Annotated in this window: 13 protein-coding genes and 1 pseudogene; 2 read left to right on the top strand and 12 right to left on the bottom strand. The window is 27.3% G+C overall.

Going from position 1 to position 15,455, the window contains the following annotated elements; genetic code table 11:
• Positions 1 to 99: 99 nt before the first annotated feature.
• The 6 genes from Q0Y03_RS06420 to Q0Y03_RS06395 form a co-directional block, all read right to left on the bottom strand.
• Positions 100 to 1,182: an ABC transporter ATP-binding protein gene (locus Q0Y03_RS06420; RefSeq protein WP_297713024.1), complete on the bottom strand. Its 1,083-nt coding sequence runs from the start codon at positions 1,180 to 1,182 to the stop codon at positions 100 to 102.
• A gap of 12 nt (positions 1,183 to 1,194) precedes the next feature.
• Positions 1,195 to 2,091, bottom strand: coding sequence for a sugar ABC transporter permease (locus Q0Y03_RS06415; RefSeq protein ID WP_297713023.1), 897 nt, complete (start codon positions 2,089 to 2,091; stop codon positions 1,195 to 1,197).
• A 5-nt stretch (positions 2,092 to 2,096) separates the two neighbouring features.
• Positions 2,097 to 3,284, bottom strand: coding sequence for a sugar ABC transporter permease (locus tag Q0Y03_RS06410; protein WP_297713022.1), 1,188 nt, complete (start codon positions 3,282 to 3,284; stop codon positions 2,097 to 2,099).
• A gap of 11 nt (positions 3,285 to 3,295) precedes the next feature.
• Positions 3,296 to 4,183 (bottom strand): hypothetical protein, encoded by an 888-nt coding sequence (locus Q0Y03_RS06405; RefSeq protein WP_297713020.1) that lies wholly within the window; start codon positions 4,181 to 4,183, stop codon positions 3,296 to 3,298.
• A gap of 40 nt (positions 4,184 to 4,223) precedes the next feature.
• Positions 4,224 to 4,685: a hypothetical protein gene (locus Q0Y03_RS06400; RefSeq protein ID WP_297713019.1), complete on the bottom strand. Its 462-nt coding sequence runs from the start codon at positions 4,683 to 4,685 to the stop codon at positions 4,224 to 4,226.
• A 93-nt stretch (positions 4,686 to 4,778) separates the two neighbouring features.
• Positions 4,779 to 6,086 carry a hypothetical protein gene (locus Q0Y03_RS06395; RefSeq protein WP_297713017.1) on the bottom strand — a complete coding sequence of 436 codons (1,308 nt, stop codon included), beginning with the start codon at positions 6,084 to 6,086 and terminating at the stop codon, positions 4,779 to 4,781.
• 660 nt (positions 6,087 to 6,746) lie between these two features.
• On the opposite strand from Q0Y03_RS06395, the gene Q0Y03_RS06390 reads away from it, so the two are divergent.
• The gene (locus Q0Y03_RS06390; RefSeq protein ID WP_297713016.1) at positions 6,747 to 7,970 is read left to right on the top strand and encodes a helix-turn-helix transcriptional regulator; all 1,224 of its coding nucleotides are present in this window, start codon (positions 6,747 to 6,749) and stop codon (positions 7,968 to 7,970) included.
• A 60-nt stretch (positions 7,971 to 8,030) separates the two neighbouring features.
• Here Q0Y03_RS06390 and Q0Y03_RS15555 read toward each other — a convergent pair.
• From Q0Y03_RS15555 to Q0Y03_RS06375, 4 genes and pseudogenes are all read right to left on the bottom strand, one after another.
• Positions 8,031 to 8,117, bottom strand: a pseudogene (locus Q0Y03_RS15555) (CAP domain-containing protein); the annotation flags it as partial.
• Positions 8,118 to 8,251: 134 nt separating this feature from the next.
• On the bottom strand, positions 8,252 to 8,872 hold the full coding sequence (locus Q0Y03_RS06385; protein WP_297713015.1) for a superoxide dismutase: 621 nt from the start codon (positions 8,870 to 8,872) through the stop codon (positions 8,252 to 8,254).
• A 122-nt stretch (positions 8,873 to 8,994) separates the two neighbouring features.
• Positions 8,995 to 9,591: a zinc-ribbon domain containing protein gene (locus tag Q0Y03_RS06380; protein ID WP_297713014.1), complete on the bottom strand. Its 597-nt coding sequence runs from the start codon at positions 9,589 to 9,591 to the stop codon at positions 8,995 to 8,997.
• 316 nt (positions 9,592 to 9,907) lie between these two features.
• The gene (locus tag Q0Y03_RS06375; protein ID WP_297713013.1) at positions 9,908 to 10,720 is read right to left on the bottom strand and encodes an alpha/beta hydrolase; all 813 of its coding nucleotides are present in this window, start codon (positions 10,718 to 10,720) and stop codon (positions 9,908 to 9,910) included.
• Positions 10,721 to 11,144: 424 nt separating this feature from the next.
• Here Q0Y03_RS06375 and Q0Y03_RS06370 point away from each other — a divergent pair, with 424 nt between their 5' ends.
• Entirely contained in the window at positions 11,145 to 11,690 is a 546-nt protein-coding gene (locus Q0Y03_RS06370; RefSeq protein WP_297713012.1) for a hypothetical protein, read from the top strand.
• A 161-nt stretch (positions 11,691 to 11,851) separates the two neighbouring features.
• Here Q0Y03_RS06370 and Q0Y03_RS06365 read toward each other — a convergent pair whose 3' ends face one another.
• Both Q0Y03_RS06365 and Q0Y03_RS06360 read right to left on the bottom strand, forming a co-directional pair.
• Positions 11,852 to 14,044 carry a family 20 glycosylhydrolase gene (locus Q0Y03_RS06365; protein WP_297713011.1) on the bottom strand — a complete coding sequence of 731 codons (2,193 nt, stop codon included), beginning with the start codon at positions 14,042 to 14,044 and terminating at the stop codon, positions 11,852 to 11,854.
• Positions 14,045 to 14,232: 188 nt separating this feature from the next.
• Positions 14,233 to 15,279 carry a helix-turn-helix transcriptional regulator gene (locus tag Q0Y03_RS06360; RefSeq protein WP_297713010.1) on the bottom strand — a complete coding sequence of 349 codons (1,047 nt, stop codon included), beginning with the start codon at positions 15,277 to 15,279 and terminating at the stop codon, positions 14,233 to 14,235.
• Positions 15,280 to 15,455: the final 176 nt, after the last annotated feature.

Raw genomic sequence — 15,455 nt, 5'->3', positions numbered from 1 at the left:
AAACTTCTCAATAAAATTCTATGTTCTAGTAATACCTTCTATAACTTCAATAAAAAAAGATTAAAGCTATAAAATATAACTTCAACCTTTTTAATTAAATTAATTTATTCTTAATTCAGTTTCTGCATCAAAGAAATGTAATGCTCCTAAATCAAATCCAAATGTATGCTTTTCGCCTGTTTCATAGGCATAATATCCTGGAACTGTGATTACAAGATCTTTTCCACTCTTTAATTTAACATATAAAGTTTTTTCTTTTCCTAAAACTTCAATAACATCTACTGTACATTCAAACTTATCTTTTTCTCCACCACTTATAAATCTTTCAGAACGAATTCCAAGGTAAACATCTTTTCCATTATAATTAACTAATGCCTTTAAGTCCTCATCTGAAGGAGTTAATGATATTAATCCATCTTCAGATACAAATTTACTTCCCTCCATCTTACCTTTTATCATATTAATTGTAGGCGATCCGATGAATTTAGCAACAAACATATTTTGTGGCTTTTCATAAAATTCATATGGTTTACCAACTTGTTGAATCTTACCATCATTCATAAGAACAATCTTAGTTGCCATTGTCATAGCTTCTACTTGGTCATGTGTTACATAAATAGAAGTAGTTCCAAGCGCTTTATGAATTCTAACTAATTCAACTCTCATGTGTTCTCTTAACTTAGCATCTAAGTTAGAAAGAGGTTCATCCATTAAGAAAACACTTGGTTTTCTAACTATAGCTCTTCCTAAAGCAACTCTTTGTCTTTGACCTCCAGATATATCTGATGGTTTAGAATATAAATACTTTTCTATTTGAAGTAACTTCGCAGCCTCAGTAACACGTTCATTAATAATATTCTTTCTTTCTTTTCTCATTGATAATGAAAATGCCATGTTATCATAAACAGTCATATGTGGGTATAGAGCATAGCTTTGGAAAACCATAGCTATATCCCTATCCTTAGAAGCAAGTTTGTTAACTCTTTTCTCACCAAATATTAAATCACCTTCAGTAATTGAGTTAAGACCAGCAATCATACGTAATAATGTAGTTTTACCACATCCTGATGGACCTAAAATTACACAGAAGTCCTTATCTTCAATTTCTAAATTTATATGTCTTAAAGTAAAATCTTCTCTACTTTCATATTTCTTTCCTATATTATTTAATGTTACCTTCATATCTACTATCTCCTATCCTTTTGTAGCCCCATTTGAAAGACCTGATACTAATTGTTTTTGTAATACAACGAATAATATTACTATAGGTATTGCTGTTAAAAGCGCTCCTGCTGTAAAGGCCGGTTGATTAATTGTACGTTCATCTGTTATAAGAGTTTGTAAACCTGCAGCTAATGTATAATCAGCTGATGAATTTAATAATACTTTTGGTAATAAGTAATCACCAAAGGGTCCTATGAATGACCATAAACCTATTATTGCAAGCATTGGTCTTGCAATTGGCATAATTATAAGTCTATATATCTTCATACTAGAGCAACCATCTATTTTAGCTGCATCATCTAGTTCTGTAGATATTGAATCTAAATATCCTTTTAATATAATTGTATTACCTGCTATTCCCCCACCTGCATATATAAGGATAAGCATCATTTGTCTTGTAAAGCCTGGCATTATATCTGATGCAATTGAATACATTGTGAAGTATGCTGTAATTCCAGCAAAAGTTGGTATTGTTTGTATAAGCATAACTGTCATAAGAGATGCTTTTTTCCCTTTAAATCTATATCTTGAATAAGCATATCCAGTAAATGAAACTATTAAAATTACTAAGATTGCTGTACTAATACTTACAAATAAAGTATTAGCCATCCATTTTAAATAAAGAGTATCCTCAAATAATGTTTTAAAATGTTTAAATGAAAAATTAAATTCTCCACCAATTATAAGTCTATTTGCTTGTGCTCCATTAAATGATGATATTATAATTTGTGCTATTGGCACTATTACTATCACCGCCCATAATATTAAGAAAGCATATGATATACCAAGTGCTATTTTTCCTCCTACAGTAAGAGGTTGTTTATCAGAAAGATATAAATCATTTTTTTTCTTTTTAAATATACTCATCAATCCTACCCCCTCTTAAATGCATCTGTGTTTCTATATCCTATATATGCAATTATCATAAGTGCTATAGAAATAATAACTGTAATTGTTGCACCTATAGCTTGATATTGACTATTCATTGTTAACTTAAATATATAAGATATTAAAAGGTCTGATGAACCTGCTAAATTACCGTATTTACTTGGATCAAAAGGCCCTCCATTATTAAATAGAGCTATAATACTAAAGTTATTAAAGTTAAATGTATATTGTCCAACTAAAAGTGGTGCTGTTTGGAATAATACTAATGGTACTGTTATCTTAGTTAATTTCTTAAAGCTTGTAGCACCATCTATATCTGCTGCTTCATATAATTCTGTATTTATAGATTGTAAAACACCTGTAGATAATAAGAAAATATATGCACTACCAAGCCAAGCTTGAATACAAATTAATACTACTCTTATTACAAATGGATCATTTTTTATTGAAAAGTTTGGTCCAAAAACTTCTCTTAATGAATTAATTACTGTACCACCATCTGCAAATAAAATACTAAAGAATAATATTGAAATAAATGCTGGAACTGCCCATGGTAAAAGATAAATTGATCTAAATAATACCTTACCTTTAACTCTGTCATTATTAAGAAGTATTGCTAAAATAAATCCTAAAGCTATTGCTAAAGTTGTTGCTCCTATAGTCCAAACTATAGTCCAACCAAGTATTCTCCAGAAGATTGCACCTACCATACCTTCTCCTAAGAATATCATTTTGTAGTTCTTTAATGCTTCCCATCCAAATTTAGCTTGTGTATCTGGTCCCATTCCTGTAAATGCTAAAAGTATAGTTGTTACAACTGGAATACATACTATAAATATAGTTATTATAGCTGCTGGTGATAAAACTAAATAAGGGAATCCATCTTCAAATAAAGTTTGCTTAGTTTCTATCCAACTCTTATATCTAGTACCCTTTATTGTATCCTTTTCTACTTTATTAGCATCTTTAAAGCATATGAACATTAAGAGTATTCCAATTAATAATAAGAATATTGCTAATATACCTTCAATCATAAATATAATAGATCTATCTAATCTACCACCATCTGCTGCCAAAGTAATAAGACCTGCAATACCATCACCTTTATAATTACCATATCCTAATGAATAAGGAATAGCTATTAAATATATATATATTGTTGCAAAGAACATAATTATCGCTTTTATATATTTTTATTAATTACTTGAGCAAGACCTGGAATTAAGAATGTAACCCAAGATACCCAAGGCATAGTTTTTTCAACTTCAATAGGATAAACTCTTCTTAAATCTGCAACATTAATGTTTACAGTATTAATTTTTTGCTTAACCGCTTTTGAAAGTTCATATTTTTTATTTTTTACTATTTCTTCGTTATATGTTTTTTCACATTCAAATGATTTTACTAATACAATTTCTTTATATTTTCTTTTTAATTCTTTTATTGTATTATCTTTTGCTTGTCCTGAAATTAGACCTTCTTTACATTTAGCCTTAACTTCTTTAATTCTCTCTTGCAATTTTTTATTTTCTGCTTCTTTAAAAGCTTTAAATTCTAAATTAAACTTTTCGTTATTAGCATTATCTATTTTGGAAAGTTTATTTTGTGCCTCTTGTAAATCCTTTGTACACCCTGTTGCAAATTCAATTACTGGTGGTATTTGAGCTATTTCTAACTTACTTTGTTCATAAATTAATTCTGCATCATAAGTTAATTTTACATAATTTTGATAGAACTTAACTAATTCTTTAGCTCTAAATAATCTCACCTGTAACTTTTGAACACTCTTAGGTAAGCTTGTATCTACTTTTGCTTTATATTCATTTTCTTTCTTTTTAACATTTGCAAGGAATATCTTTTCCTTTTCCTTGTATTCTGCTAACTTTTTATTATAAGCATAATCCTTTTTATTTTTAACTAATTGTTCCAATTTTCTTTGTAGCTTTTCTTTTTCCTTACCAGTTGCAGCTTCAATTTCTTCCTGTAAAGCCGAAACTTCATAAAGGTATAAATTTTTTCTATCATACTCTCGATTAATATTATCATATAAATACTTATTGAATTTTTTCAACCCTGTTACCTCCTTTTATACCCTCTGAATAACTTCATCATTATATACTTTTAACATTTCTTAAACACTTCCCTAAGTAAATAATTGTCAAAATTAAAGCTAAATAACCAATTCCACTCCCGATAAAGAATATTGAATAAAACTGTTCTGTTAAAACTGTTAATGCAAATGCCCCTACTATTATCACACTCCAAATCATTACAAATAATTTATTTACTCTAAGTCGTGTAAAAGTAAAATAACTATGAATTATTACTGCTATCGGAGTTATTACTCTAACAAAGAATGTTCCTATACATACATTTAAATATGTAGAATATAATTGGTTTGTCGTTTGAGTTAATAAATCTTCACTTAAATTTCCATTGGATAACCACATATTAAATAAACTTGTATCCTTTGCTTTGATTAACATCTCTAATGATGTCAACATAATAATTACTGCACATATTGCTGCAATTGTATAAAATGTTCCTTTTGGCATTTCTATACTTTCTCTCATGTGGTTCCTCCTTGAACTCTATTTGATCTTTATATTTAATTTTATTAAAAGAGGACTTAAGTCCCCTTTTAATATTAAAACCTTTTCAATGCCTTAGTTGAAGTTAGCCATCATACCATCAAATGAAGCTTTAACTTCTTTATAAGCTTCTTCTGCATTTGCAGGATTCTTAGCTGACCATGATAGTAAAGCATTTTGCCAAGTGTCCCAAACTTGTCCATATTCACTGAATAAAGGTCTATTTATAGATACCTCATATCCTTCATATGTAGCTTCTATAACTTTTAATTGTAATTCATCGATTCCTTCATAATCTGCAATTGTAGCATTTTCTAATACTTTACCTGTTGCATTAAATAACTCTTTTGCATTAGCTGGATTTACTACTTCTTTAATGAAGGCTTGTGCAACTTCCATTTGAGCTTCATTTTCTTCACATCTTGCATTTATACCAAGACCCCATCCACCTTTCCAGTGAGTTAAAGGTTGTCCATTAAATGTAATTTGGCTTAATGGAATAATTTCCATATTATCAGCACTTCCTACTAATTCACTAACTGAAGATGTTGCCCAAGGTCCATCGATTTTTATAACGTCACTTCCACCAGTTTTAAATTGTTCATCAATATATCCACCAGCTGCATCTTTATCCCATAAAGATGTGTTGTTTTCTTTATGTGCTTTCCAATAGTTATATAATCCTTCAAATAATGATTTTTGTTCATCTGTTAAATCAGCCCATTCTTTAGTTGCATCACTTACTAAATCTTTGCTTAACAATTCAAAGTCTACTGAATTTGTGAAAGCAACTCCGTACCAAGCATCATGAACAGTTGTTAAAACTTGATTATAACCTAAATCTGTAAATTCAATATTTTGAGTTGTATCTATGTTTGCAGCTTTAGCATTTTCAACATTAACATATCCAATTAATGTTTCTATATTATAAGGGAATGCTAAATATTCTCCATCAATATTGAAGTTTCCACCTAGCCCATTATCAAAATCGGTAAATCCACCAACTTCTTCTGCCATTTCTTTAGCAGGTATAGCAGCTAGAACTTGATTCTTAGCTAATCCATATAATCTATCAGCAGGTAAAGCAAATAAATCCGCAATATCTGAATTAGTTGCATCAGTTTGATCTAAAACATCTAAATGATCAAATGCTCCAGTTTCTATAAACTCTATTGTTGCATTTGGATATTTTTCAACAACTGTTTCTTTAACCTTTTCATAGTAAGGTAACCATTCACTTTCTACTTGAACTGATAATGTTACTTTTTCATCAGCACTAGTATTTCCCTGTCCTTTATTACTATCTCCTTTATCACTTGAACCACAAGCTACAAAGTTAATTGAAGTAGCTGCTACAAGTAATGTAACTAATAATTTTTTCATAATATTCTCCTCCACTTTTAAAAAAATCTATTTATTTAAAGTTAATCAAATATAACTTAAATATGCTCCAGCCTTTAGAAATCGATTCCATTTTTCTTAATAGAAACCGTTTCCTATTTTATCTTTAATCTAATACTCTAAAAATATTAGTAATTTTTTTCATAAATTTTTAACATATCCATTTATATTTTTAAAATATATGATTATCTAAATTTTTTTATTTTATAGGTATCGTTTCCAATATTGTTTAAAAATATATGTACTCTTAGAAAAATTACATAAATTCAAAAACTATCATTGTTAATTTTTTAAATTTTTTCCTTGTTTACATTTACATTATAGTAAATAATAAAAAACTAGTCAATAAATTTGATAATTTTTATTGTGTTCATTTTTATGCTTATATCGATATTTAAGCATAGATTTTCCATATACACTTTCTCATTTTTATTTTTAATTATTACTTTATTAAAAAATATTTTATTTTTTTAGTAATTTACTTTATTTAAATATCATTATATGTTATTTTAAAATTTTCCTATTACAATCATTTAGCTATTTCATTCTAATATGTTGTATTTCAATTTGATATAGCTTCTGTTTTTTGTTATTATTAATAATATTTAATATATGGGTATAATATGAAAGGGTTAATATATTATGGATATATATAATAATAATAAGAAAATAATTGGGTCAGTAATAAAATTTAATAGAATAAATAATAATATTAGTCAAAAAAAATTGTCAAAAGGTATATGTGTACCATCATATTTAAGTCGTATTGAAAATGGTGAATTATTGCCTAGTGAAGATGTCTTATCTATAATTTTTAACAGACTTGGTCTTGAGTTTAATGATTCTCCAGAGTTTATAAATAAAGGGAAAAGATATTTAAAGGACTTTTTTGATAATCTAAACCTTAATGAGTTTGATTATACAAATAAGCTATTTGATATATTAGAAAAAGAAGAAGATAAATATATAGCTTCTCCATTAATTATTGATTATCTCTTAGCAAAGCTTGCACGATATTCTTCTACCCCCTCTAGAAATAAGTTTGAAGATTCTAAAAATCTTATTTTATCATCATTTCATTTGCTATCAAATAAACAAAAATTTATATATAATTTTTATGTTGCAATTGATATATTAATATTATCTAATAATAAACAATTAGGAAAAGCTTTACTTCAAGAAGCCTTAAGCTATAAGGAAAGTGGTCATTGTTATTTTTGGTTATCATACTCTTACAGAATAGAAAATAATCCAATAAAGGCCTATGACTCAATTCAAAAAGCATTAAATTTATATGTTGATGAAGGAAATATCATAAGTATTATGAATACTTATGAAAAATTGGCAGAAGTTTATTTCATGTTAGATAATTATAGCGATGCTATTCATTATTTAGAAATTTCTTTGAATATGGCTAAAAAATTCAAAAATATCTATTTTATTGAACATATTAATTCTATTTTAGCTTGGGCTTATTGTAGGTTAAATGATTATGAAAAATCACTAGAATATTTAAGTTATAATACAGGCTTAATAGATCATCGTATAATAATTCCTGATACTATTATTAAAGCTTTAGTTTATTTTTCATTAGTAGATAAAACTTCATTAAAAGCTGTTATTAATTACTTAAATACTGAATATACATTACAACATGTTAGCTTAGAATTATCAAATTTAATTTATGAATTATTTAATATATTCATTACTGATGATAATTACATGAAAAATCCTTATTGGGAAGAACTATTAATTAAAATAATTAATAACACTAAAAAGCTAATAGAGTTTAAAAAAGTTTTTACCACTTTATTAAAAGATTATTATATAACTAATAGACGATATAAAGATGCTTTGTTTTTATAAGAATAGAAAAAATAGTGAGATTGTCCACTGACAGCCTCACTATTTTTACATAAATTTAATTTATTTATAAAACTCTTGAGTTGCATATACCTTATTTCCTATTTTATATACCCCTACACCTATACTATTAAAATTTGTAGATAATATATATTAATTATTTTATTTAATAAAAATGTTATATATAATTAATATTGTAAAACACTTCTTACATTCTTACTGTTCTACTACAAATAGTGACAATACATTGTATTGCCACTATAAATATTCATATTATCTAATATTTACCTAACACATTCTCGAAGATAATTTTCTTCAACCTTTGCCCAATCTATTATATTCCAAATATTTTTTACATAATTAGCTCTCAAATTTTTATATTTTAAATAATATGCATGCTCCCATACATCAATTGTCAATATTGGCTTCATCTTAAAAATTAATGGCGAATCCTGATTTGATGTTGAAATTACATCAAGCTCACCTTTTTCATTGACTACAAGCCATGAATATCCTGATCCAAATTGATTTATTGCTCTCTTTGATATTTCATCTTTCAATTTTTCTATGTCACCATATTTCTTATTAATCTCCATTAACAACTTACCACTTGGATATTTCTTAGGTCTTTGTGATAAAATAGAAAAATATAAATTATGATTAGCTACTCCCCCACCTTGATTAATTACATCTTTTCTTATTTCTTTAGGAACTTTTTCAATATTATAAAGTATTTCCTCTAATGTTTTTCCTTCAGTAAATTTTTCATATCCTTCAAGAACTTTATTTAGCTTATCTACATATCCTTGTAAATGCTTTGTATAATGTATACATACTGTTTCAGTATCAATATAAGGCTCTAAATCCTTATATTTATATTGTAATGGCCACTTATCATATTTCATATACTCTCCTCCTTCTTATTTTACTAATATTTTATTTATGGTTTTTATATTCATAAATATTATTATTTTTTTTAATATATTAATAAAAAAGAGCTAGCATTTATACTAACTCTCCATCTATTCTATTGCCTATTATAATAGTTTATTCCGTCATTAGGTTTAAAATATGTTCTAATATATCCATCTGTTGATACAAATACTATCTCATTTTTATCCTCATCATAGTATATCTCATCACCATCTTCATCCTCTGTTTTATGCTTTGAAGTAGGTGAATTAATAACTTCATTAGCTCCTTTTAGATACTCTTCTTTTGACTTATAATCAAATTCACTTCCATGTTTTTCGAAATGATCTTCCCACAATGTTTCATTACGGAACTCCAGTGAAACATTGTTTTCTTCTGTTCTAAAGTTTGTCCTGATTTCTTGCCAATTAATATCTATATTAAATAATTTACCTAAAAGTAAAACTACAAGAATTAATCCAGCCGCTATAATATTTTTAAAAGTTTTTTTCTTACCCTTATTCTTATAATTATTATTTATTCTTTCTCTTTTACTACTATCTATATTATATTCCTTATTATTATTTTTATTTTCCTTTCTACATTCACTACACCTTTTAGGTAGTTCTAAATTCTTATCATTAAAGAATTTAACCTCTGAATCTGATAATACAAATTCCTTACCACATTGCTTACACTTTCTTTTTATCACTTTTAACCTCCATTTAGTTTATTTTAATATTATAAAGTTATTTAACTTTATAATATTATTAATATGTTATCATATATTTTAAAAAAGCTTTTTAATACATCTATAATATTATGAATTTATCACAAACTAAAAGTATATTTCTTTATTAAATATATTTAGACTTTAAAATTTAGATATAATATAAAAAGTGTTTCATCATATTTTGGATAAAACACTTTTTATATTTAATCTAATAACTTTCTATATAACTCATTATAAATACTTTAAGCTATTACTTTCAATAACCTTTTTATTTCTTCATAATTTTAATAATATATTAATCAATAAAGTTAGTTATCTCCTTATTAAACTTATCTCTTTCATCATAAAAGGTCGCATGTCCACTATTCATAAATTTTACTAATTTACTGTTCTTTATTAATTTTTTCTGCTCTTCTGCTAAAGGAAATAGACAAACTCTATCATGAATACCATGTATAATTAATGTCTGGACTTTTATTTTTTTCATATCATCAAATAAAGATTCTTCATTTAGCCACGTATTGGCAACTTTAGCTGTTGACCAGCCTGCTGCTTGTAATCCTAATTGGAAAAACCATTCCATAAAAGGTTTACTAACTTTTTTATAAAAAAACATATCTCCAAAATTCCTTAACATCTTAGGCCTATCACTATATGTTCCTTCTATTATTTCCTCAACAGCCTCTCTACTTATTCCATATGGAAAATATGAGCGCTTAATAAGACTTGGGGCAGCTGCACCACAAAGAATTAGCTTATCTACTCCTTTCCCCTTATGTCTTGCCATATACCTTATTACTATAGCCCCTCCTGTTGAATGCCATAATAACACAAAGTTATCTAAACATAAAGTATCTACTACTGATTTTACATCATCACTTAATGTGTCATAATCATATCCACATACGGGTCTATCAGAAGTTCCAAAACCTCTTTGATCTATTCCAATACATCTATAGCCTTTATCAACTAAATAATCATATTGATATTCAAATAAATCATGACTTCCTGGCCATCCATGTAAAAAAACAATAGTTTTATCTGCTTTTTCATTAAGATCTTCAACATATATTTTTACATTTGATTCAACCTTAATATAATATCCCATTATTTTACTCCATTAAAATTGCTAGTTTTACAATCTAAATTTTCTTCCATTCGTGTTATCTTATGATGAATGTTCTTTCATAATTCGTCCCAAAAAAAGATGTAATTCTAGCGATAAAGTAATATATTCTTCTCTACTTATCATAGTTTCCCCCATATAAGTTTTCTATATTATACTCTTACTAAAAGTATTATGTTCTTAATTTATATTTCTGTATAATTACTATTTAAATTCAATTAAAAACTATAAGAATATAGCTATAAAACTATAAAATCATATTTATAGATATGGCTACATATTATTAAAATTATTAGAACATTTCTTATAGGCCTTCATATATACTATAAACAAAAGTTTAAATAAGTAATTAACAAAATGAGATTTAATTATAGAAAATAACTTTGAAATATTAAATGATTCATGTATGGATTTAGTTGCTGTTGATACTACTTCAGCTACTCATCCATCACAGCCTAATGATAGAATGGTTCCTTTTTGCTGTGCAGCAAACCTACCTGGTAACTTTAATCTTGCTGCAGACAAAAATCCTAGAATTTTATATGACTTAAGCAATTTATCTTGTAAGATTGAGCCTAAGTACCCTAGAGGCTCAAGTTGTTCAAGAACCTTTGATATAACAGTTGTAGGTTCTATTCCATTTATCTCAAATGCAACTGTTGCCGTAGGTGCAAACTGCAGTACTGCTTCTACTATCAGTAATTGTCCTATAAAGATATCTTGCGGATGTGTAGTACCTGTAGAAAAAACAGTTTGCAATGTATGTAGTTATGAAGAAGCTATTAAAGCTTGTGCATTGTTAGAATTAAAATTAAGAAGCTGTACTTGTGTAGCTGTAACTGTTGATGCTAACCAAGGAACTTCAGCTAATCGATGCTCAGTAACATTTACAGGTAATTTTACACTTCCAAACTGTGCTACACCTATAAATGTAACTTGTCCTAGAGCTTAAAGTACAAGTTGTATGAAACAGATTAAACTATTTTGTAAATTGTAGATTTTTAAAAAAAGGCTGTCGCATTAAATAATTAGTTCACAGCTCTTTTGGGATAAAAAAAAGAGCTGTATCATATTGAATTTATAACTTCAATATGATACAGCCCCCTTAAATTTTTATACTATAGTTTTGTTACCTCTTCTATATATAAGCAATGCTCCTAAAATTATACTTGCAATAGCAATTATTCCCCAAGGTCCAGACTCAATTCCTGTTTGTGGCAATACTCCACTATTATTTGAATCTCCCTTTCCAGGTTTATTTGAAGTTCCTGGTTTTTCTGACGAATTTGGAACATTTCCACTACTATTTCCATTTCCTTTACCTTCAAGATTATTAATAGCATCATTTAATTTGTTTACCATGCTATTAATTTCTTCTTGACTATCCACTGTACCTATTAAAGATTTAGCTTCTTCTAAAACCTTATTTAAATTTCCAAAGCTTTCTTCAGTATAATCTTCAGCCTTTAATCCTTCGGCCTTTTCAATTAATTTATTTAATTCATCATAATTTAATTCAACTAATTCCTTAACTGGTTGAACTTCTGGTAAAGAAGTGCCCTTTTCAAAAGCAGCTACATTTCCAAGCTTTTTATAATTTTCTTTAAACTCATTAATATCAGCAATCTTATTACTTGATGTATTCCAAGCCTTAGATGCTAAAGAACGTAACTCTTTAGAAATATCTTCTGTTATAACATCTTCAGTAACTAAATCCGGTTTATCACACCATATAGCCAATGAAGTTCCCTTTATAACCTCTGAATTATCATCAATAGTATTACTTTGGAATTGTCCTGGTGTCCAATCATTATATATTCTTACATCTTGATCTAAGTAGTCAAAAGAATGTTGTTCACGTCCATCATCTGGCTTACTTGGTCTTAATACATAATAGAAGTAACTTGCATTCACATTATAAATATCCTTATGTCCCTTTTCTATAAATGTGTTAAGTCTTGCAATACTTGGATTCCATCCCATTTGAGACCAAAAATCTATACCAATATAATCGTGCATCTTTATTTGTTGTTTATTTTCTGTATTATCATTTTCACCATAATAAATTCCATCATTCCAAATTCTTGGCTTAAATCCTCCTTCATATACGAAGGCTGCTATATCATTAATATAGTTAGCCATAGTATCTTTCCATGTATATTCTGCCCCTAAGTTTTCTTTAGCATAATTATCTAAAACTTCTTTATATTCTGTAGTAAATGGAGGTCTATCAAATTCCATATATTCATCTCCACCTATATGAAAATCTGTACATCCTTCAAATAAATCCATATACTCCTTATAAAGACCCTTTATATAAGTTATAGCATCAGGATTTGTTACATCTAATGCAACTTTACTCTTATTCCCATTCTTATCTACTTGTCCAAACTCTGGATGAACTTTTAATATATGCTCTACGTGACCAGGAGTATCTAAAGAAGGAATCACTTTTATCCCGTATTTTTTAGCTTCTGCTAAAATCTCTCTTACTTCTTCCTTTGTTAAATATCCATCTTGTGATACTATTGCTGGATCAAAATCACTTTCAATTCTAAATCCTAAATTTTCTGAGAAGTGAAGTTGAATCGTATTCATTTTAAAATAAGAAAGTTGTCTTATATGTTGGATTATCCAATCTTTTGATATATATTTTCTAGCCATATCAACATGAACACGACGCTCTGCCACATTAGGATAATCAACTATTGTTCCGTAAACTAATTTATTATTGTTAGTAATCATTAAATGTTGTATTGTACGTAATGCATACATAGCTGAATTTTCAGAAGCAGCTATTATTTTTACACCACTTTCATTAATTTCTATTTTATAAGCTTCATCACTACTACTTTTTTCTGTGATTTGATTTTCCTTATCCAAAGTTATAACAATATCTTTAGATGTTATTTGTGAATCTAAAGCATATACTTTATTAATTTCCTTTGCTGTAGGAATTTGCTTTGCTAAAAATTCAGCTGATACTAATTCTACAATTTCTTTTAATCTTGAATTATTTAAATACTCTTCAGTATTTGGAATAACAAACCTAGTTGTTTCATCCATAGTCCAATTTTGAGAATTTTCTGCTACTTCATAAGATTGAACAATTGGTAATACTAAGCTAGATAATTTTTCACCAGTTAAGTTCAGATTATCTAAATTATTTTCACCCTCTTTTACCACAGATAACTTTTCATTCTTCTCAGGAACTATATCTACTTCATTTCCATTAGCATATGTTACATTTGTAAATGTTGATAAAATCATTAAAGCAGATAAAGCACTGACTAAAATTCTTTTCATAAAATGCATCCTCCTTTTATACCTTTATTTAATTTTATAAAATAATAACCATAAAGGGCATGAGAAAATAACTCATCCAAATAAATAGATAAGTTAGCTCATGCCCTTTACGGTTACACACTATAAAAAGTTTAACATATTATTTGCTATAATTCAACAATTTATTCTAATTTTCACAAAAAAATTAATTAGTTGCATCTATTTAATATTTCAACAAATTTTGGATTTTCTTTTACAAAACCTAAACTTCCATCAACATCATTTTTTAGCATTTCTAAAAATGTTTGAACGAATTGATTGTGCTCTTGTTCATTTATATCTTTTTTCTTAATATGTCTGTAAAGTCTAGTTTTAGAAGTATCCCATGCTTTCTTCAACGATGGAATCATTTTTTCTAATATTTCAATTAGTTTTTCTTGGTCTTTTTGAATTGTATAAAGTTGAAAATAGACAGCATAAGAATTATAATTCCAAAGTTCATACAATATATTTGTTTTTTCAATAATCTTTGCAAGCTTCTCAGCATCATCTACCCTGCTTTCTTGCAATGCAATTTCCATCATAGAAATTAAAGTGGAAAATATTTCTGTCATGGATTTTAAAAGCTTTCCTTCGAAAATCTCCGACGCCTTGTTTAATTCTCCCTTTGACCTATAAAGATTCCCTTGCAATTGTATTTTATCATAAGATATAGTAGGAAGAATATCAATATATTCTTGTGCATGTTCATACTCTTTTTGCTCTATATATCTATTTATAAGTAATGAAATAGCTTGATTTCTTATTTCTACTTTTTCACTATTAGCACAATGCTCATATAAATGAATTATTTTTTCTTCGTATACATCCTTATTAGTTACATTATACATATACAAACTACCTAAAAGTGTTATTGCAAGATTAAGAATTAATTTATCACAAGTAGGATATTCGTGTATTTTGTCCATACACTTTTGAAAACCCCTTTCATAACCATCAGTTTGAATTGACATAACAACATTATTTATAAATTCATTAATTTCTCTATCTGTAAGTTCTTCATTAAAAGATAGAAGTGTATTTAAATCAACCTTTAAAAGTCTAGCTAAAGGCGAAAGTAATGTAATATCTGGATAGGATACTCCCTTCTCCCATTTATTCACTGCTGGTGTAGATACACCCAAATAACTTGCTAATTGTTCTTGAGTTAAATTTTGTTCTATACGTTTATTTTTTATAATTAAATTAATTTTCATAGTATACCCCTTTAATTTATAGTGCAAAAGCTTTTGTTATTATTATTTTATCACTCACTGGGTAGTTATACTATTGAACAATTGTTAATTTAAAGTCCATTTCATTAACCATTAGTTAATATATTTTATTTTATAGTTTGCTATTAACATGGTTATTAATGTCAAGATTTTTTTGA

Source organism: Clostridium sp., from assembly GCF_026168755.1.
Lineage (GTDB): Bacteria > Bacillota > Clostridia > Clostridiales > Clostridiaceae > Clostridium.
Note: the sequence above shows the minus strand (reverse complement) of the source record. Positions and strands in the feature narration are given on the sequence as shown.